We start from the raw sequence: 18,790 nt of genomic DNA, 5'->3' as shown, positions 1-18,790 counted from the left end.
TCGACCACTACCAGATGCATGGCCGGTTACAGCTTCATGTTCAGGCCGACGAACACGCTGCGGCCCGGGGCCGGCGAGAACATCGGGCGGGCGCTGTCCCAGAAGAAGCTGTCGTACCAGGCGTAGGCGTACTGGCGGCCGGTGACGTTCTTCAGCTGCAGGTCCACGCTGAAACGCGGGGTGAGCTGATAGGCCGCACTGAGGTCGAGCACGGCGAAGCCACCGAACTTGCCGGCCACGTTGCGTTCTTCCAGGTAGTAATCGCCCTGTGCACGCGCCTGCAGGCCCAGCCGCAGCGCATCCGTGGCGCGGTAATCCACACCCAGATTGCTGATATGGCGCGGGGTGGCAGCCACTTCGCGGCCCTGCAGGGAAATGCCGGCATCGCGGTCGTCGCGGGTGATCTTCGCTTCCTGGTAGGCGTGCGAAGCCCATACCGTCCAGTCGTCGCCCAGTTGCAGGCTCAACTGCGCATCCACGCCTCGTCGGCGGGTCTTGCCCAGGGTGACCGTGGTGCCAGTGGCCGGCATGTTGGATACCTCGTTTTCCGCGTCCTGCTGCCACACCGCCAGGCGCGCCTGGGCGCCCTGGAACGGCTGGAACTTCAGGCCCAGCTCCATGCCGGTGTTGGTGGACGGCTGCATCGGTGCCTGCCCGGGGGTGAGGTAGGCCGGCGCGGTGGACCCGGTCAGCACCTGGAAGGTGCGGCCCCAGTTCGCGTAGACGTGGGTGGTCTGGCCCAGGCTGTGGATGATGCTCAGCTTGGGCTGACCGATGCTGCCGTAATCCTGCAGCCGAGCGGTGATGCCGTTCATCAGGTGCGTGCGGCCACTGAAACGGTCCACGCGGTAGGCCGGCACGATCTTCCAGGCCTCGACCGGCTGGTAGACGGCCTGCACGTAGGCACCCCAGTTGTCGAAGCTGTGGCGATCGTCGTTCTGCACGCGCGCCGGCGGCTGGCTGTAATCGGTCGGTTCGGCGTAGGCGTAGCGCTCGCGGATATAGCCGTTGTCCTGCTGCTCGTAGTTCAGGCCGCCCTCGACAGTAAGCGCGGGGCTGGCCTGCCAGGTCAGCGTGCTGAGCAGGCCAGTCTGGCGCTCATCCCACACGCGGCGCTGACGCGGCAGGTTGCCGGTGGGCAGATCGCTGAAGGTCACGCGGCGGTCGTCTTCATAGCGGTTGTAGTAGAGCCGCGTGCCGAAGGTGAGTGCGTCGGACAGCTTCAGGTCGACGTGCGCGGCGATCTGCCGCATGTCGCGGTCATCGCCATCATTGCCGTTGCGCAGCTCGCTGCCACGGCGGAGCGTGCGCAGTTCCTCGGCGGTCATGAAGCCCGGTTCGTCGGCCTCATGGTGGTAGGCGCGCGCCGTCAGGCCCACGCGCAGCCCTTCGTCCAGCGTGCCGAAGAACCACTTGCCGCCCAGCGAGTACTTCTTCGAGGTGTCGTGGTCGCGATAGCCATCGCTGGCCTGGGTGCCAACAAAATAGTTCTGCGCGAAGCCATTGGCTTCGCGGCCAACCGCCAGCTGTGCATCACGGGTGTTGTAGCTGCCGTAGGCCAGGCGCGCATCGGTGTAGCTGCCGCCCTGACGCGTACCGAAGTTCACGTTGCCACCGATGTTGTGCAGCCCATAGCGCGGGTCGTTGGTCCCGCGCACCACTTCGATGTAGCTGATGTCCAGCGGGAACAGCATGTCGATGAAGCGCTGGTTGCCGCTGTTGACGTTGCTGGGGATGCCGTCGATGAGGGTCTTGATGGCGTTGAGGTAGCCCTCGCCGTTGAAGGCGCGGAAGCTGACCTTGCCCGATTCGGCACCCTGCCGCGTTTCGGTGAGCTGGATGCCGGGCATCTGCCCCAGCAGCTCCCAGCTGTGCGAGACGTTGCGGTCTTCGATCTGGTCCGCGCCGAGCACGTCCACCGAAGTCAGCACCTGGTGCGCGCTGAGCTGGCCTTCGCCATGCTGGTGCACCTGCACCTTGCCGAGGGTGAGCGCGGCATCGGCGGACTGTGCGAAAGCTTCAGGGGCGAGCGGAGCGGCCGCCAGGGCGGCCACAAGGGTGGGAGTCTTCATGGGAAGGGGCGGCTGCGGTGAAACGTAATCATATAACATTTCACATGCCCGCTTTTTGCAGCGTCGAGCAAGGCTCGGCGCTACAAGGGCGGGTGCCGGGGGCTTGGATTACACCGGGTAGCCGGTGGCTTCCCGTGCTTTCTTCCAGGCGGCTTCGAATTCACGCGCGGAGATTTCGTCGTCCTCGTCGAAATCCAGGAACGACACTGGCTGGTCGGCCAGCAGGAAGCGGTCGTCGCTGTGGGCATGCTCGTCGGCCCAGACCATCCTGGTGCCGTAGATTTCCACCTGGCGCACGATCTTCTCGCCACGGGCTTCCATCAGCACGTTGCCCTTGCCCAGGCCCGATTCGGCCCAGTGCTTGTAGTACTTCTTTGCGGCGGATTTCGCGCCGGGTTTTGCGTTGTGCTTTGCGTAGGTCATTGCAGGGGTCCTGGCCGCAGGCGCGGCCGGAAAGTTCGGAATAGCGCCATTATCAGGCATCCGGGGGTCAGAGCCCTTTCCTTTGGAAAGGGATCCGACCCCTGCTGCTTCAATTCGGCAGGGGCACGCCCTTCGGCCACAGCATCCAGATATTGCCCTTCTGCTTCATGTCGCCGGCCAGCTTGCCGGCGGCATCCCCGCTGCCCCAGTACAGGTCGGCGCGCACCTCACCGGCGATGGCGCCGCCGGTGTCCTGCGCGGCCACCGGTCGCACCACCGGGCTGCCGTCCGGGCGCGTGGTGGAGAGCCACAGCAGGCTGCCCAGTGGCACCACGCTGCGGTCCACCGCCACGCTGTAGCCGGCGGTGAGCGGCACGTTCAGCGAACCACGCGGGCCTTCCGGGCTGTCCGGGTTGCGCACGAAGAACACGTAGCTGGGGTTGCTGCGCAGCAGTTCCGGCACGCGCGCGGGATTGGCCCGGGCCCAGGCGCGGATCGCGTCCATGGTGACGTCTTCCTTCTTCAGCTGGCCCTGGTCGACCAGCCAGCGCCCGACGGCGCGGTAGGGGTGGCCATTCTGTTCCGCATAGGCCAGCCGCACCTGCTTGCCATCGGCCAGGCGCACGCGGCCGGACCCCTGGATCTGCAGCAGCTGCAGGTCCATCGGGTCGGTCAGCCAGGCCAGCACCGGGGCGTTGGCGCCCTGGGCCGCGATGGTGCCGGCGTCGTCATAGGGCTTGAGCACCTTGCCTTCGACGCGACCGCGCAGGCGCTTGCCCTTCAGTTCCGGGTAGAGGCTCTCCAGCTGCACCACCACCAGATCATCGGGAGTGCCGTAGACCGGCACCGTCGCCTTGTCGGTGCGGGTCAGGCTGCCGGCATAGATCGGCTCGTAGTAGCCGGTAATCAGTCCGTCGGCCTGGTGGCCACCGGCACGCAGCGCATAGGCATCAAGGTCGCGCTGCAGGAACTGGCGGATCGCGGCCGGGTCCTTGTCTGACACTGCTGCGGCGGTGGCGCAGGGTTTGGCCCAGACCGCATCGTTCTTCAGGCGGGTGCAGCTGCTGCGCCAGGCAACGAAACCGGCCTGCAGATCGCTGTTGGAGACGGGTGGCAGCGCGCTCCATGCAGCCTTGGCATAGGTCGCTGCAGGCGGCATGGTGGGCGTGGGCGCTTCAGACCCGGTGCGGGGGGCGGTGGTGGCGCAACCGGCGAGCACGGCCGCTGCCAGCAGGATGCAGTGCCTGCGCTTGACGAAGGTGGCGGAATCGATCATGCCGCCATGGTGGCGGGCCGGCCGCTGGGCGGCAACCCGGCGCGGGGTCAAGCGTTCATGCGCGGGGTCACGGCGTCTGCAGCAGCAGCGAGTACAGGATGCGCGCGTCTTCGGCATCCAGCGTCTTCGGCAGGTCGTCGCGGCCACGGAAACGGCGGTGGAAGGCGGCGACGGTGGCCTCGCGGTTGTCCAGCGGATAGCCAAAGCGGGCCAGCGCATTCCACGCGTCGAAACCCTCTGGCGCAGCACCGTCGGCCGCGCGCGGCCACACGCCAAAGCCGACCTCGGCCAGCTGCTGCCAGGGGAAGAAGCGGCTCGGATCCTGCTTGCGCGTCGGCGCCAGGTCGGCGTGGCCGATCACCTGGCGCGGCGGGATGTTCAGGCGCGAGGTGAGGTCGCGCAGCAGCACGATCAGCGATTCGATCTGCGCCGCACTGAACGGGCTGCGGCCATCGTTGTCGAGCTCGATGCCGATCGAGGCCGAATTGAGATCGGTGATGGTGCCCCAGCGCCCGGCGCCGGCGTGCCAGGCACGGCGCTCATCGGCGACCAGCTGGTAACGATGGCCATCGGCACCGACCAGGTAATGTGCACTGACCGGTCCACCGCTGTTGGCCGTGCGCAGCGTATGCAGGCTCTGCTGCACCGACTTCTGCTCGGTGTGGTGGATGACGATGATGACAGGCGTGCGCGCGTTCTGGTTGGGTGATGGCACCCAGGTGGCGAGCGGGTTGCGGGTTTCCTGCGGCGCGGAGGCACAGGCAGCCAGCAGCAGGCAGGCCGAGAGCATCAGGACAGTGCGGATCGGGTGCATGGCCTGATTGTGCGCGATCAGGCGCGATGATGCATGTCACAAGGAAGATTCGGTAGGTCCACGCCAGGCGTGGATGCGCCACTCCGGCTGTGCCACCAACGGTCGGCACCCACCAGAGCAGACCCCGTGCCAAGCAAGCTTGGTACCTACCAGAACGAGGACAGTGGAAGTGCCGACCAACGGTCGGCACCCACAACATCAATGCAATAGCTCTGCCGCTACTTCAGGCCTCGTAGGCAGATTCGCCGTGCGAAGTCACATCCAAGCCGGTGCGTTCGGCCTCTTCGGTCACGCGCAGGCCGACCACGACCTTGACCACCAGCAAGATGACCGCGGTCACCACCGCCGACCACACCACGGTGAGGCCGACGCTGACCACCTGCACCCACACCTGGTGGGCGATATCCAGACCGGCCTTGGTACCACCCAGCGACTGTGCACTGAACACACCGGTGAGAATCGCGCCGACGATGCCGCCGACACCATGCACACCGAACACGTCGGCAGTGTCGTCCACCTTCAGCAGGCGCTTGAGGCCGGTCACGCCCCAGACGCAGACCACGCCGGCGACGAAGCCGATGATGATCGCGCCGAGTGGGCCGACCGTGCCACATGCCGGGGTGATGCCGACCAGGCCGGCCACCGCACCCGAAGCAGCGCCCAGTGCCGATGGCTTGCCCTTGCTGATTGCTTCCACCAGCGTCCAGCCGAGCACGGCGGCGGCGGTGGCCAGCACGGTGTTGAGGAAGGCCAGCGAGGCCACGGTATCGGCTGCGGCAGCGGAACCGGCATTGAAGCCGAACCAGCCCACCCACAGCAGCATCGCGCCGATGTAGGTGAACGGCACGTTGTGCGGCTTCAGCGCGGTCTGGCCGTAGCCCAGGCGCTTGCCGACAAACCAGGCAGCCACCAGGCCAGCAACGCCCGCATTGATGTGGACCACGGTGCCGCCGGCGAAATCGATCGCGCCCAGCTCACCCAGGTAGCCGCCCCCCCAGACGATGTGGGCCATCGGGATGTAGCTGAGGGTGAACCACAGCGCCGAGAACAGCAGCACCGCGCGGAACTTGATGCGCTCGGCGAAGGCACCGACGATCAGCGCGGTGGTGATACCGGCAAAGGTCGACTGGAACGCGACGAACAGATAGTCCGGCAGGCCCTTGATCGGTGTGTTGCCGACCGACTCGGGGGTGAAGCCCTTGAGGAAGGCGAACTCGGTGAACGACCCGAAGAACGGATTGCCCGCGCTGAACACCGCGCTGTAGCCGTAGGCCACCCACAGCAGCAGCACCAGCGAGAACACCACCAGGATCTGGCTGAGCACCGACAGCACGTTCTTCGAACGCACCAGGCCGCCGTAGAACAGGGCCAGGCCCGGCACGACCATCAGCAGCACCAGCAGGGTGGAGGTGAGCATCCAGGCCACGTCGCCATGATCATAGGCGGCGGCCGCTTCGGCCACGGCCGGCGCAGCGGCTGCAGCTGCAGTGTCCTGCAGCGGTTCAACGGCCACGCTTTCGCTCGGCAGTGGCGACACCTGCGCCTGGGCGTGGGCATTGCCCGGCCAGGCACCCGCGGCCAGCGCACTCAGCAGCATCAACAGCCACACGACATGGAACCGGGCTTGCCACCCGGTGAGAAGGCGCATCTTCATGGGGGAGTCTCCGGAAAGGGGTTACAGCGCGTCGGCACCGATTTCGCCGGTGCGGATGCGGATGACCTGTTCGACGGCGGTGACGAAGATCTTGCCGTCACCGATCTTGCCGGTGCCTGCCGACGATTGGATCGCTTCGATCACCGCATCGGCACGCTCGTCGGTGACTACGGTTTCGATCTTGATCTTGGGCAGGAAATCGACGACGTACTCGGCGCCGCGATACAGCTCGGTGTGGCCCTTCTGGCGGCCGAAGCCTTTCACTTCGGTCACGGTAATGCCCGACACGCCTGCGTCGGACAAGGCCTCGCGGACCTCGTCGAGCTTGAACGGCCGGATGATGGCGGAGATCAGTTTCATGCGCATGTCCCGATGGTGGATGGGGCCAGCACGCCAGCGCGCGTTGGCATCAGGCAACCAGCGGCCATCACTGTGATGGCCGTGGCTGTTGCACCGGACACGTACAGGGCCGGGACGGCCGTGCCTCTCTCCTTGCACGACCGACGCGGGAGGGAGGGCGGCCCTGGTCGCGTATCCGGTCTTTCTCTTGCCCCTGGATAAGCGGGCCAATGGCCCGCGTTCCAATGCAGCGGACTGACAGTCCGCTCTACAACGGCGGGCCTGCGCCCGCCTTGCGGCTCCCCAGCCGCGAAAACGGAAGCGATGGCGGCGGGTGGGAGGGGGAAGCCCACCGCCATCGCATCCGGTCAGCTGGCGTAGTACAGCTGGTACTCCAGCGGGTGGGTGGCCGCGCGGAACTTGGTCACTTCCTGCATCTTCAGCGCGATGTAGCCGTCGATGAAGTCATCGCTCATCACGCCACCGGCCTTCAGGAACTCGCGGTCCTTGTCCAGCGCTTCCAGCGCCTGGTCCAGCGAGGAGCAGACCTGCGGGATCAGCTTCTCTTCTTCCGGCGGCAGGTCGTACAGGTCCTTGTCGCTCGGTGCGCCCGGGTCGATCTGGTTCTTGATGCCGTCCAGGCCGGCCATCATCAGCGCGGTGAAGGTGAGGTAGCCGGACTGGATCGGGTCCGGGAAGCGCATTTCGATACGGCGCGCCTTCGGGTTGGAGACCCACGGAATGCGGCACGATGCCGAACGGTTGCGGGCCGAATAGGCCAGCATCACCGGCGCTTCGAAGCCCGGCACCAGGCGCTTGTAGCTGTTGGTGCCCGAGTTGGCGAAGGCATTGATGGCCTTGGCGTGCTTGAAGATGCCGCCGATGTACCACAGCGCCAGCTGGCTCAGGCCGCCGTAGCCGTCACCGGAGAACAGGTTGGTGCCGCCCTTGGACAGCGACTGGTGCACGTGCATGCCGCTGCCGTTGTCGCCGACGATCGGCTTGGGCATGAAGGTGACGGTCTTGCCGTTGCGGTGCGCGACGTTCTTGATCACGTACTTCATGCGCAGCAGTTCGTCGGCCTTCTGCACCAGGGTGCTGAACTTGGTGCCGATCTCGCACTGGCCGGCGGTGGCCACTTCGTGGTGCTGCACTTCCACTTCGATGCCGACCTGTTCCAGGGTCTTGCACATCTCGGCGCGCAGGTCGTGCAGGGTGTCGGTCGGCGGAACCGGGAAATAGCCACCCTTCACGCCCGGACGGTAACCGCTGTTGGCGCCGTCGTACTTGGCGCCGCTGTTCCAGGCGGCTTCTTCGGAATCGACCTTGAAGAAAGTGTTGCCCATTTCATTGGCGAAACGGACCGAGTCGAAGATGAAGAATTCCGGCTCCGGGCCGAAGAACGCGGTTTCGGCAATGCCGGAGGACTTCAGGTAGGCCTCGGCGCGCTTGGCGATGCCGCGCGGGCAACGGCCATACGGCTGCATGGTGGCCGGGTCGAGGATGTCGCAGCTGATCACGATGGTCGGATCGGCGTAGAACGGGTCGACGTAGGCGCTGGCGGTATCCGGCAGCAGCACCATGTCCGACTCGTTGATGCCCTTCCAGCCGGCGATCGAGCTGCCATCGAACATCTTGCCTTCTTCGAACAGCGACGGTTCGACGATGCTGACCGGGAAGGTCACGTGCTGCTCGACACCACGCATGTCGACAAAGCGCAGATCGACGAATTCGATCTGGTTGTCCTTGATCAGCTTCTCAACGTTTTCCACGGACATCGGTACGACCTCGGATGGGGATGAATGCCTGCTGAGGTAGAGCAACGACCGTGCCAACTTTTCAGATGCCGCAAGTCATTGATTTCATGAAGGCCGCCCCGTGCGGGTGCAGAACGCGGCGCACCAAACGAGTGCACCGACCACCAGACGCACCCGTTTGGTGCAGCGCGGATCGTCTATCCTCTCGCCCTTCTTCCTTCCGCCGCGCGTGCACGCACCGTCCATGTCCGACCTGCTCTCCGCCCTGCTGCTGGGCATCCTCGAAGGCTTGACCGAGTTCCTGCCGATCTCCAGCACCGGCCACCTGCTCATCGCCCAGCACTGGCTGGGTGCCCGTTCGGACTTCTTCAACATCGTCATCCAGGCCGGCGCCATCGTGGCCGTGGTACTGGTGTTCCGCCAGCGCCTGCTGCAGCTGGCCACCGGCTTCAACCAGCGCGGGAACCGCGAGTACGTGTTCAAGCTGGGCGCGGCGTTCCTGGTCACCGCGGTGGTCGGCCTGGTGGTACGCAAGGCCGGCTGGTCGCTGCCGGAAACGGTCAGCCCGGTGGCCTGGGCGCTGATCATCGGTGGCGTCTGGATGCTGCTGGTGGAGGCCTACACCGCGCGCCTGCCCGACCGCGACCAGGTGACCTGGACGGTGGCGATCGGCGTCGGCCTGGCGCAGGTCGTGGCCGGCGTGTTCCCCGGCACCTCGCGCTCGGCCTCGGCCATCTTCCTGGCCATGCTGCTGGGCCTGAGCCGCCGCGCGGCCGCCGCCGAGTTCGTGTTCCTGGTCGGCATTCCCACCATGTTTGCCGCCAGCGCCTACACCTTCCTGGAAATGGCCAAGGCAGGGCAGCTGGGCAGCGAGGACTGGGCCGACGTGGGCGTGGCCTTCCTTGCCGCGGCCATCACCGGCTTCGTCGTAGTGAAGTGGCTGATGGGCTACATCAAGTCGCACAGGTTCACCGCCTTCGCGATCTACCGCATCGCACTGGGCGCGGCGCTGCTGCTGTGGTTGCCCTCCGGCAGCTGAACAGCGCCGGGGTACGGTAACCCCGTTGCCGACCCCACCCCGTTTCCCCCACGGTTCCCCAAGGAGAATCACCATGAACCGCAAGCTCACCCTGCTCCTCCCGCTGGCCCTGATGGCCGCCTGCAGCCAGACCCCGGCCCCGGCCGGCACCGGCGGCGACGACGTGGCCCCGGCCGCGGCCAAGGCAGCAGACCAGCAGACGCTGGCGCACCTGGATGCGCAGCGCCTGCAGAGCCAGCACTGGCTGCTGCAGCAGGCCACCGGCGCCGACGGCAAGCGCATCGACGCGCTGTTCGCCCGCGAAGACAAGCCGGTCACCCTGGACTTCGCAGATGGCCGCCTGTCGGTCAGCAACACCTGCAACCGCATGGGCGGCGGCTACACCCTGGCCGACGGCAAGCTGACGGTCAGCGCGATGGCCTCGACCATGATGGCCTGCACCGACAAGGCGCTGATGGCGCTGGACGAAGCCGTGTCGAGCCGCCTGCAGGGCGAGCTGAAGGCCGAGCAGGATGCCGATGGCAAGCTGACCCTGACCACCGCCAAGGGCGACGTGCTGGTGTTCAACCCGGAACCGACCGCTGAAACCCGCTACGGCGGCGCCGGCGAAACCGTGTTCCTGGAAGTGGCTGCGAAGACCGAGAAGTGCTCGCACCCGCTGATCCCGGACTACCAGTGCCTGCAGGTGCGCGAAGTGAAGTTCGACGACAAGGGCCTGAAGCAGGGCGAGCCGGGCAAGTTCGAGAACTTCTACGGCAACATCGAGGGTTACACCCACGAAGACGGCGTGCGCAACGTGGTGCGCGTGAAGCGCTACGAGGTGAAGAACCCGCCGGCCGATGCGCCGTCGCAGGCGTACGTGCTGGACATGGTGGTCGAGTCGGCCATCGAGAAGAAATAAAACGATGGAAGGGCGGCCGAGAGGCCGCCCTTCTTCATGGTCGGTAGGGCCGGCCGCTGGCCGGCTGCCCTGCGCGGCACTGCCAACACACGGATGCTGCCGGCCAGCGGCCGACACTACGCGGATGCATCGGGAGATCGGCATGAAGCACGTCCCCGTCCTCATCATTGCTGCGCTGCTGGCCATGTCCGCGAATGTGGCCGCTGCCAGCACGCCCAGCACGCCCAGCACCGATCAGCTTGAAGCGCACCTGTGGCAACTGGTGCGTGCCACCAACGCGCAAGGAAAGCGCATCGACGCGTTGTTCGTCCGCGGTCGCGCGCCCTACACACTGCGCTTCCAGTCCGGTTTCATGAGCGAGTTGAACCTGTGCAACCACGTCAGCAACGAGTACCGGCTGCAGGGCAACCTGCTGATCCTGCGCAACAGCGTGCAGACCACAGCGCTATGCGTCGATCAGAGACTGCCCACGCAGCAGAAGCTCGCCGGAAAGCTGATGCACGGCGAAGGCTCGGCACCGACGCTTGCGCTTGACGACCGCGGCGCGCTGGTGCTGCGCAACGCGAGAGGCGACACCGCAGTGTTCGAACCGGCGGCGCTGCAAGCGGATGGAAGGTAGGGCCGGCCGCGGGCCGGCATCTTCCTGTGTTGCCGCCGTTGCCTGCAGCAGCCGGCCCGCGGCCGGCTCTACCCTGTGTGCTGCTCAGCCCAGCGCCGGGTTCAACGTGTAGGTGCCGTGCAGTGCGGCTTCGGCCAGCACGTGGCCGTGCATGGCGCGGTACGCGTCGGCGGCGGTGAAGCGCTGCGGCAGGTCCAGCGACGCCACGTCCAGCGCGAATACCCGGAAGAAATAGCGGTGCATGCGCTCGTCGTTGAACGGCGGATACGGGCCGTCATAGCCCAGGTAATCACCGGCCATGTCCGGGTTGCCCGCGAACCAGCCGGTGAAGTCGTTCAGGCCCTGGCGGCTGCCGGCCGGGCCGGCGGGTGCGGGCTTGCCCTTCACCACGAAGCCGTCGCTGCAGCTGCCAGCGGCGATCTCCTGCACCGTGGCCGGGATATCGGCCATCACCCAGTGCACGAAATCGCAGCGCGGCTGGTCGCGCGGCACGCTCATGTCGCCGCGGCCAACCGTCTCCGGCACGGTCGGTACGTCCGGGTCCACGCATACCAGCAGGAACGAACGGGTGCCGGCCGGCGCCCCGCTCCAGGCCAGGTGCGGGTTGCGGTCCGGGGCGAAACCGTTGGCGTCGCCCGCGGCGAACTCACGATCGATCGGTGCGCCGTTGGTCAGGCTGTGGCTGGTCAACTGCATCGGACTCTCCTCACTCTTCCGGGTAACCCAGGCGCACCGCAACCGGGGTGAGCTGGGCGAAGGCGGCGCTCATCACGTCGCGGTAGTTGCGCCAGTGGCCGGCCGGCAGGCGCGGGGCTCCCAGCTGTGCCGCCGGCGGCATCGGCCGCTCGAACAGGCGGCCCAGCAGTTCGGCCATCGCCTGCGGATCGTTGCCGATCTGGTCGATGCGCAGCAGCACGTGCGGGTACAGGTCGTCCTCATGCAGCGTGGCGATCTGGGTCAGCGCGCGGGTCAGCCATTCACTGGCTTCGGCCAGCGACGTCATCGCCAGCGGCGCGGCGGCACCGTAGGCCACCCAGTCCAGCAGCATGTCGCGCGGGTCGCGCAGCACCAGCACCAGGCGGCCCTGCGGCAGCTGCGGGCGCAGCGCCCACAGCAGGGCGTTGTCCCACCACAGCAGCCAGTCGATCACGGTGTCGCTCTGCAGGCCACGCGCCGGCAGCTGTTCACGCCAGCGCTGCACCAGCCGCTCCGGCGTCAGCACGCCTGAGGCCAGGTCCTGCAGCGTGTTGTAGTTCTGGAACGCATCATCGGGCGGCGTGTTGGTGTAGCGGTCGCTGCGCAGCACCGGGCTGGCAGCAGCCAGGCCGGTCGCCACCCGCTCAACGCCCGAACCCGGCGGGCCCCAGAGGAAGATCGGCGCGGAGCTGGCATCGCCGTCAATGCTGCCCTTGTCCGGCCAGCTCGGCGGGGACTTGGCCTGTGGCGGCAGTGGCAAGCGCTGCGGCGCCTGGTCAGCCTGCAGCGACAGCCAGGTGCGCAGGGCGTCCTGCGGCTGCCCGGCGCGGTCCTGGATCTCGCCCATCCACGTCCGCAGGTCGGCGCGATGCTCTTCCGGCGCCAGCTCGATCAGCGCCTGCACGCGGGCCACGGCGGCGGCGGGATCGCGCTGCAGCAGGCCTTCGACCAGCCGGGTCTCGCCGCTGACGCGGCCCGGTTCCAGGCTGACGATGCGTTCGGCGATCGCTTCGGCCTGAGCATGTTCGCCGGCCATGTCATGCAGGCGCAGGCGCGCCTCCAGGGCCGGCAGATGCGCGGGCATCGCCGCCATCCAGCGCTCGACCGCGGTCACGGCGCTTTCACTGCCCACCTGCTCGATGGCCAGCCGTGCCAGCCACACATCGTGCAGCTGGTCATCGGTATCCAGTACCGCATCCAGGCGCGCACGTGCTTCATCCTCGCGCCCCAGGCGCTGCCATGACATCAGCAGCAGCTGCAGCACCTGGCGGTCTTCCGGCTGCGTCTCCAGCAGCGGCAGCAGGTAGTCCAGGGCCTGCAGCGGCTGGCCATTGCGCAGCGACAGTTCACCCGCCAGGCGGCGCATCGACGGTACGTCCATCTCCGGCTGCTGCAGGGCCACCTGCATGGCTTCGGCGGCGGCCGGTACGTTGCCCTGGCGCAGTGCCAGCTGCACCACCAGCCCATGCAGCGAGGACAGCGACGGATTGAGTTCCAGCACGCGGCGGAACGACTGCTCTGCAAACGCCAGCATGTCCTTGCCCAGGTAGGCAAAGCCCAGTGCGTACAGCACGCGGGTATCGTCCGGCAGTGCCTTGCTGGCAGCCGACAGCAGCGCCAGTGCACGGTCGGCGTCACCGCGGCGCAGTGCAACCATGCCGTCGATGGTCAGCAGTTCCGGATGATCCGGCTCCACGCGCGCGGCCAGGGTGGAGATGCGCTGCGCTTCGTCGAAGTCATTGCGGCCGATCGCCAGGTGCGCTTGCATCAGATAGGCGGAGAACGAGTTCGGATCGAGGCCGGTGGTGCGCACCAGTGCTTCGTCGGCACCCTCGAACTGGCGCAGTGCCAGCAGCAGGCCGGCATGCTGCAGGTGCAGCTGGGCGTCGTCCGGAGCCAGCCGCAGCGCCTGCTGCAGGGCCTCCATCGCCTCCTCGGCGTTGCCCTGCTGCTGCAGCGCAAGCGCCAGCCAGCGGTGGGCGTTGGCCTGGCCGGGTTCGTCACGGGTCCACGCCTGGGCCAGCTGCACGGCCTGGTCGGCCTGGTTCTGGCGCAACGCTTGGATGATCTGGTCTTGCATGGCAGTCCGGTTCAAGTGCAAACCCGCATTGTAGCGGGCTGCGCGCTGTCGCCGGTTCAGGCCTGCAGGACCCGCTGCAGGCGCTGGGCGACCCAGCGCTCGGAGAAGCCGTCGCCGCGCCAGTTTTCGATGAACCCGCAGTGGCCGCCCCAGCAGGCGGTTTCCAGGCGCGCCTGGCCCGGCAGCTGCCAGTTGCTGAAGGTCGCGTACGGAATCACCGGGTCATCCTGCGCCATCAGGATGTCGGCCGGTACCTGCAGGGACGACAGGCGGTCGCCGGCGATCGAGTAGCCGTCGAAATAGGCCTGCAGCGAACCGAAGCTGGTGTGGCGCTCGACCAGCCAGGCGGTCAGCGCGCGGATGTCCAGCTTCAGCACGCGGTCGTCGCAGTCGCTCAGCTCGGGGAACAGATCGCGCTTGCGGCGCAGCGAGCCGGCCCATTTGCGGCGGAAGTACCAGTCGTACATCGCCGGGCCGTTCTCGATGCTCTCCATCGTCAGCGCCGGGTCCAGCACCGGGCACACCGAGGCGACGCGCAGCAGCGGCACGCCGGCCGCCGGCGCGCGCAGGGCCAGGCGCAGCACGAAGTTGCCACCCAGCGAATAACCGGCGGCCACCAGCGGCAGCTGCGGCCAGCGCTGGGCGATATCGCCCGCGGCGTGCACCACTTCATCGATGAGATTGGAGTGGAAGATGCCGGGGTTCAGGTGATGGGTGTTGCCGTGGTCGCGGAAGTTCAGCCGCACCACGTCGAAGCCCTGCTCGATCATGCGCGCGGCGGCCATGCGCATGTAGCTGGATTCGGCACTGCCTTCCCAGCCATGCAGCAGCAGCGCGATGCCCTTGGGCTCGCGGCCTTCGACATGGCTGTGCCAGCCCTGCAGGCGCACGCCATCACCACCATCGAGGATCAGCTCTTCGCTGACCGCACCGGTGGCCGCCAGCAGCAGCAGGCCGCGCTGCAGGCGCATGCGGCTGGAGCTGAGCATCGACTGCAGGTGCGGATTGCGCAGCCAGCGCGGCGGCTGATAGTCAGCCGCATGCAGCGTCGGCGTACCGGCGTCCAGGACAGGTGGCGGGATCAGGGCCACCGTAGCCTCACCCGGCGCTCATGGCCGCCACGATGCGCGCGCGCGAGGTTTCCGCGATGCGCCGACGGCCTTCCAGGTCCTGTGCACCGATCGGCGCCAGGAAGTGCACTTCGGCACGTCGCGCCGGCTCGCCGAGCAGGCGCAGGAAATTGGCAAAGAAGCTCTCGTTCGGGCCGAACGCGACGATGGTCTGCGCGTCGCCCTTCGCCCCGTACACCAGGGCCACCGGCTGCACCGGCACGCCGGTCTCGACCGCGGCCTGGAAGATGCGGGCGTGGAACGGGCCCACTTCGTGACCGCCGCGGGTCCGCCCTTCCGGGAACACGCCCACGGCCTTGCCCTCGCGCAGGCGGTCGGCCATCACCTGCATCACGCCACCGAGCGATTCGGTGTTGCCACGCTGGTGGAAGATGGTCTGGCCGCGCGCGGCCAGCCATCCCACCAGCGGCCAGCTGGCGATCTCGCGCTTGGCGACGAAGCCCATCATGCGCTGGCTGTGCAGGATGCAGATATCCACCCAGCTGACATGGTTGGCCACGAACAGCACGGCACCGGGCAGCGGCGCGCCGACCTGCACCAGGCGGAAGCCGAAGATCCACATCAGCCCGCCCTGCCACCAGTTGACCACCTTGGCGCCGAAGGTCGCCTCGCCCATGCGCAGTTCGCCCCACGGCGGAAGCATGCCGATCAGGATGAGCGGCAGGAACACGATGATGTGGACCAACAGCAGCGGTACGCGGTACAGGTAACGGCACACACGCGCCACGCCGCCACGGGGGGCCGGAGTGGGGGAAGTCATCCGCGCACGATACCGGAGGGCCGTCATCGCTGCCAGCCGATTTAGGCCATAACCGCCATCGACCGGGGCAATCGGCGGGGAACGCTGGGTTCCGCTGCCGTCAACGAGCCCAGGGGGGCTCAGCCGTGACCGGCAGCCACCACCGCCAGGGTCAGCCGCGAGATGCATACCAGGCGGCCCTGCTCGTCCTCGATGCGGATCTCCCACAGCTGGGTGCTGCGGCCGACGTGCAGCGCGCGGGCGGTGCCGGTGACCGTGCCCGAGCGCACGGCACGCACGTGGTTGGCATTGATCTCCAGGCCCACGCAGACCTGCTTGCCGGTATCCACGCACAGGTTGCCGGCGCTGCTGCCCAGGGTCTCGGCCAGCACCACGGAGGCACCGCCGTGCAGGATGCCGTAGGGCTGGCGGGTGCGCTCATCCACCGGCATGGTGGCCTGCAGCCAGTCCTCGCCGGCGGCACTGAAGACGATGCCCAGGGATTCAATCGCCGTGTTGCGGCTGAGCGCGTTGAGCTGCTCGATGGAAACGGCTTCGCGGAACACCTGGGCCATGCGGGTACCTTCAGAGGATGGGAACGAGACCGGCGCCGAATGCGGTCAGCATGCGCACCAGCAGCCACTTCGGGCCGACGTTGACTTCGGGGAAGTCGCCGACGGCGACGTAGCAGCGATGGAAATCAGGATCCTGCCGCGGCAGCGGCTGCGGGCACTCCGGGCCGGGCTTGAACTCGTAGTCGGTGGCGTAGCGCCAGGGCCAGAAATCAAGGATGGGCAGCGCTTCGGAGGCCTTGCCGACGCTGTAGTTCAGCCCCGACAGCACCGGTGGCTTGGCCCGTGGCGCCACCGTCCAGGAGTTCTGTGGGTGGGTGTCACGCAGGATGCTCTGCGCCAGTTCCTCGGCAAAAACCGGGTCGTCGATGATCACCGCGCCTTCGGTGTTGTAGTTCTCGCTGCGCGGATCGAAGTTGTGGGTGCCGACCACGCCGATGCGGCGGTCGACCACCAGCGACTTGGCGTGCAGGCCCATGCGCGCGCCCTTGCGGGTGACCGGCAACGGCTTGTTGACCGCCTTGCTGCCCAGGAACGACGGCCGCGTCTCGGTGCGCAGCAGGCGCGTTTCCACCTCGCTGCCGGCGGCGCGACGGCGTGCGCGTGCGTTGTCGTAGGCACCATCGCTGTGGCGATTCAACGGGCCCTGCCTGCTGCCGGCATCCGAACCACTGCTGCTGCCACCGCGTGCGTTGCTGCCGGCAGCACTGCCACCGATCAGCGGATTGCGACCGCCCTCGTCTCCCCCCCCGGGCGCAGCGATCGGGTCGGGCAGCAGGTTGCGGTAGTCAACCGGCGCGTCCAGCGGGAACGGCTTGTATTCGAAGATGTTGAAGCCCAGTTCGCGCATGTTGCGCCGCTTGTACTTGTACGACAACGCATACACGATCGGGTTGTCGGTCGCCGCCAGGCTGTTGCTGGACACCACCACGCGCGGTGGCTGCGGGCGCTTGCGCAGTTCACGGAACAGCTTCTGCGCCGGCTTGGACAGCACCAGGTACGGCGTCTGCAGGATCACTTCCTTCTGCGCACTGGCGATCAGCGCATCCAGCTGGGGCTCGGTCACATGCTGGCCGGCCAGCGGTGCATCGGCCTTCTCGCGGCGATGCTTGCGTGGCAGGTCGGCCACGTAGCGCACCGAAGCCACCGGTAGCGCGGTATCGACGAAGGAACGGGTGACGAACTCGGTGTCGTTGGCTTCGGCACTGACCCGCTGTACCCGTTCCGGGCGGCGGAAGCTGGCCGGCGGCAGCGTTGGCACGCCCTCGCGCAGCAACGTGCGGCCCACGTCGTTGAGGCGCTCGGCCGGCACGCTGCGGTGTGCGCGCCAGAACGCGTCGAAGTTGGCCGCCATCGCACGTGCTTCCGGGCCGGCGATGAGTACATCGCGGTCGCGGAAGTTGTACTCGCGGTCCCAGTCGTAATAGTCGTCCTGGTAGTTGCGGCCACCGACCACGCCGATCGCATCGTCGATCACCAGCAGCTTGTTGTGCATGCGCTGGTTGAACCGGCGGAAGCAGCACAGCACGCTGCCGGCATAGTCGAAGTAGTTCAGCCGGGCCTTGCCGAAGGTCGGGTTGTAGACCCGCAGCTGGAAGTTCTGGTGGGCGCCGGACAGGGCGCCGAGGATCTGCAGGTCGGAGATCGCCGAGAGCTGGTCGATCAGCAGCCGCACCTTCACCCCGCGCCGCGATGCGGCCAGCAGTTCGTCGATGACCAGACGGGCGCTGTCGTCCTTGTCGAAGATGTAGGTCTGCAGGTCGATGCTGCGGGTGGCGCTGCGCAGCAGGTTCAGGCGTGCGACCAGGGCGCCCTCGCCCTCATCGAGCAGGGTGGCGTAGTGGCGCGGTCGTTCCGGGGTGGATTCGGTGAACGCCCGGCCGGCCAGCGCCCGCAGCGGCGAATCCTGTGCACAGCGGTCTGCACGCTGGCAGTCGACCACGGTCGAACGTGCCTGCACGGCGATCGCCTCGGCGCGGTCGCGCTCGGCATTCGACAGCGATGCACAACCGCTGCCCAGCAACACGGTTGCCAGCGCCAGTACACGCAGCAGGAGGTTCACGGTTTCGGCGCCTCGCTCAGGCGCGCACGCAGTACGAAAGTCACTCGGTCACTCAAGGCAAGCTGCCAGCTGTCCATGCCATACCGGCCTCGCTGCACGGTACCGCGGCTGACGACGTCGCAATCATAGCCGGGTCGGGCGCACTCCGCCTTCTCGACCTTCAGTGTCTCGGGGTGGCTGATCCCGCGCAGGGTCAGCCGGCCGTTGATGTCGCCACCGCTCTCCACGGTTTCCGGCCAGTACGGCAGCGAGTCGAACTCGACCACCGGATGGCGGCCGGCATCAAAGAACTCCTCGCCGCGCATCCACCCGGTATAGCGCGCCTTGCCGGGGATCTCGACCGAGCGCGTGAACATCTTCAGGTGCACCTGGTGGCGGCCGTCGGAGAGGATCTCGATGCGTCCTTCGAAGTGCGGGAACAGGCCTTCGATACGCTGCCCGAAACGGGTGCGCACCTCGAAGCCGATCTGCGAACGCTGGGTATCCAGGCGCATTACCCGGTGCGCTTCGGCGACCACCGGTGGCAGGGTGGTCGGCGTGGGCACGGCCGCCCAGGCCGGGCCGAGTGCCAGCAGCGCGGGCAGCAGATAGCGGCTGCGCCGCGCCAGGCTCATCGG

At 67.4% G+C, this 18,790-nt stretch carries 17 protein-coding genes; 3 read left to right on the top strand and 14 right to left on the bottom strand.

The genetic code is table 11. The features are described from left to right. Positions 1 to 26: 26 nt before the first annotated feature. The 7 genes from AC5P67_RS15720 to glnA all read right to left on the bottom strand — a co-directional run bounded on the left by AC5P67_RS15720 (position 27) and on the right by glnA (position 8,356). Positions 27 to 2,072, bottom strand: a complete 2,046-nt coding sequence (locus tag AC5P67_RS15720; protein ID WP_111118457.1) for a TonB-dependent receptor — start codon at positions 2,070 to 2,072, stop codon at positions 27 to 29. 108 nt (positions 2,073 to 2,180) lie between these two features. Continuing rightward, positions 2,181 to 2,495: a hypothetical protein gene (locus tag AC5P67_RS15715; protein WP_021204073.1), complete on the bottom strand. Its 315-nt coding sequence runs from the start codon at positions 2,493 to 2,495 to the stop codon at positions 2,181 to 2,183. Between the two features lie 109 nt (positions 2,496 to 2,604). After that, a complete protein-coding gene (mltA, locus tag AC5P67_RS15710) occupies positions 2,605 to 3,771 on the bottom strand; it encodes a murein transglycosylase A (protein WP_111118469.1) in 1,167 nt (388 codons plus the stop codon). Positions 3,772 to 3,838: 67 nt separating this feature from the next. Then, a complete protein-coding gene (locus AC5P67_RS15705; RefSeq protein WP_012478728.1) occupies positions 3,839 to 4,585 on the bottom strand; it encodes an N-acetylmuramoyl-L-alanine amidase in 747 nt (248 codons plus the stop codon). Positions 4,586 to 4,808: 223 nt separating this feature from the next. Continuing rightward, complete coding sequence (gene amt, locus AC5P67_RS15700) at positions 4,809 to 6,239, bottom strand: ammonium transporter (RefSeq protein WP_043034922.1); 1,431 nt, start codon at positions 6,237 to 6,239, stop codon at positions 4,809 to 4,811. Between the two features lie 21 nt (positions 6,240 to 6,260). Then, positions 6,261 to 6,599 (bottom strand): P-II family nitrogen regulator, encoded by a 339-nt coding sequence (locus AC5P67_RS15695; RefSeq protein ID WP_004134334.1) that lies wholly within the window; start codon positions 6,597 to 6,599, stop codon positions 6,261 to 6,263. A gap of 347 nt (positions 6,600 to 6,946) precedes the next feature. Beyond that, positions 6,947 to 8,356 carry a type I glutamate--ammonia ligase gene (gene glnA, locus AC5P67_RS15690; RefSeq protein WP_005407550.1) on the bottom strand — a complete coding sequence of 470 codons (1,410 nt, stop codon included), beginning with the start codon at positions 8,354 to 8,356 and terminating at the stop codon, positions 6,947 to 6,949. 223 nt (positions 8,357 to 8,579) lie between these two features. Here glnA and AC5P67_RS15685 point away from each other — a divergent pair, with 223 nt between their 5' ends. From AC5P67_RS15685 to AC5P67_RS15675, 3 genes are all read left to right on the top strand, one after another. Then, positions 8,580 to 9,374 carry an undecaprenyl-diphosphate phosphatase gene (locus AC5P67_RS15685; protein WP_012478726.1) on the top strand — a complete coding sequence of 265 codons (795 nt, stop codon included), beginning with the start codon at positions 8,580 to 8,582 and terminating at the stop codon, positions 9,372 to 9,374. A 73-nt stretch (positions 9,375 to 9,447) separates the two neighbouring features. Continuing rightward, positions 9,448 to 10,275, top strand: a complete 828-nt coding sequence (locus tag AC5P67_RS15680; RefSeq protein WP_012478725.1) for an META and DUF4377 domain-containing protein — start codon at positions 9,448 to 9,450, stop codon at positions 10,273 to 10,275. 142 nt (positions 10,276 to 10,417) lie between these two features. Next, positions 10,418 to 10,894, top strand: coding sequence for an META domain-containing protein (locus AC5P67_RS15675; protein WP_043034985.1), 477 nt, complete (start codon positions 10,418 to 10,420; stop codon positions 10,892 to 10,894). 84 nt (positions 10,895 to 10,978) lie between these two features. Here the strand turns inward: AC5P67_RS15675 and AC5P67_RS15670 are convergent, their stop codons facing one another. The 7 genes from AC5P67_RS15670 to AC5P67_RS15640 all read right to left on the bottom strand — a co-directional run bounded on the left by AC5P67_RS15670 (position 10,979) and on the right by AC5P67_RS15640 (position 18,787). Further along, on the bottom strand, positions 10,979 to 11,590 hold the full coding sequence (locus AC5P67_RS15670) for a YbhB/YbcL family Raf kinase inhibitor-like protein (RefSeq protein WP_012478723.1): 612 nt from the start codon (positions 11,588 to 11,590) through the stop codon (positions 10,979 to 10,981). 10 nt (positions 11,591 to 11,600) lie between these two features. Further along, positions 11,601 to 13,670 (bottom strand): tetratricopeptide repeat protein, encoded by a 2,070-nt coding sequence (locus tag AC5P67_RS15665; protein ID WP_012478722.1) that lies wholly within the window; start codon positions 13,668 to 13,670, stop codon positions 11,601 to 11,603. Between the two features lie 56 nt (positions 13,671 to 13,726). Next, entirely contained in the window at positions 13,727 to 14,716 is a 990-nt protein-coding gene (locus AC5P67_RS15660) for a YheT family hydrolase (protein ID WP_024956257.1), read from the bottom strand. A gap of 52 nt (positions 14,717 to 14,768) precedes the next feature. Beyond that, positions 14,769 to 15,560 (bottom strand): lysophospholipid acyltransferase family protein, encoded by a 792-nt coding sequence (locus AC5P67_RS15655; protein WP_495214888.1) that lies wholly within the window; start codon positions 15,558 to 15,560, stop codon positions 14,769 to 14,771. Between the two features lie 119 nt (positions 15,561 to 15,679). Then, the gene (locus tag AC5P67_RS15650) at positions 15,680 to 16,114 is read right to left on the bottom strand and encodes a hotdog fold thioesterase (protein ID WP_005407542.1); all 435 of its coding nucleotides are present in this window, start codon (positions 16,112 to 16,114) and stop codon (positions 15,680 to 15,682) included. A gap of 10 nt (positions 16,115 to 16,124) precedes the next feature. Further along, entirely contained in the window at positions 16,125 to 18,173 is a 2,049-nt protein-coding gene (locus tag AC5P67_RS15645; protein ID WP_099472833.1) for a phospholipase D family protein, read from the bottom strand. Next, positions 18,170 to 18,787 carry a YceI family protein gene (locus AC5P67_RS15640; RefSeq protein ID WP_005407540.1) on the bottom strand — a complete coding sequence of 206 codons (618 nt, stop codon included), beginning with the start codon at positions 18,785 to 18,787 and terminating at the stop codon, positions 18,170 to 18,172. The genes AC5P67_RS15645 and AC5P67_RS15640 overlap by 4 nt, the downstream gene beginning before the upstream one ends. Positions 18,788 to 18,790: the final 3 nt, after the last annotated feature.

The organism is Stenotrophomonas sp. YJH_SMC_21 (genome assembly GCF_059369555.1).
The sequence above is the reverse complement of the archived record's forward strand: the minus strand, read 5'-3'. Positions and strand labels throughout refer to the sequence as shown.

Coding starts and splice junctions, on each gene's coding strand:
- AC5P67_RS15650 (WP_005407542.1), bottom strand. CDS start 16,114: ATGGCCCAGGTGTTCCGCGAAGCCGTTTCCATCGAGCAGCTCAACGCG.
- AC5P67_RS15680 (WP_012478725.1), top strand. CDS start 9,448: ATGAACCGCAAGCTCACCCTGCTCCTCCCGCTGGCCCTGATGGCCGCC.
- AC5P67_RS15715 (WP_021204073.1), bottom strand. CDS start 2,495: ATGACCTACGCAAAGCACAACGCAAAACCCGGCGCGAAATCCGCCGCA.
- AC5P67_RS15640 (WP_005407540.1), bottom strand. CDS start 18,787: ATGAGCCTGGCGCGGCGCAGCCGCTATCTGCTGCCCGCGCTGCTGGCA.
- AC5P67_RS15695 (WP_004134334.1), bottom strand. CDS start 6,599: ATGAAACTGATCTCCGCCATCATCCGGCCGTTCAAGCTCGACGAGGTC.
- AC5P67_RS15705 (WP_012478728.1), bottom strand. CDS start 4,585: ATGCACCCGATCCGCACTGTCCTGATGCTCTCGGCCTGCCTGCTGCTG.
- glnA (WP_005407550.1), bottom strand. CDS start 8,356: ATGTCCGTGGAAAACGTTGAGAAGCTGATCAAGGACAACCAGATCGAA.
- AC5P67_RS15655 (WP_495214888.1), bottom strand. CDS start 15,560: ATGACTTCCCCCACTCCGGCCCCCCGTGGCGGCGTGGCGCGTGTGTGC.
- AC5P67_RS15720 (WP_111118457.1), bottom strand. CDS start 2,072: ATGAAGACTCCCACCCTTGTGGCCGCCCTGGCGGCCGCTCCGCTCGCC.
- mltA (WP_111118469.1), bottom strand. CDS start 3,771: ATGATCGATTCCGCCACCTTCGTCAAGCGCAGGCACTGCATCCTGCTG.
- amt (WP_043034922.1), bottom strand. CDS start 6,239: ATGAAGATGCGCCTTCTCACCGGGTGGCAAGCCCGGTTCCATGTCGTG.
- AC5P67_RS15670 (WP_012478723.1), bottom strand. CDS start 11,590: ATGCAGTTGACCAGCCACAGCCTGACCAACGGCGCACCGATCGATCGT.
- AC5P67_RS15665 (WP_012478722.1), bottom strand. CDS start 13,670: ATGCAAGACCAGATCATCCAAGCGTTGCGCCAGAACCAGGCCGACCAG.
- AC5P67_RS15675 (WP_043034985.1), top strand. CDS start 10,418: ATGAAGCACGTCCCCGTCCTCATCATTGCTGCGCTGCTGGCCATGTCC.
- AC5P67_RS15685 (WP_012478726.1), top strand. CDS start 8,580: ATGTCCGACCTGCTCTCCGCCCTGCTGCTGGGCATCCTCGAAGGCTTG.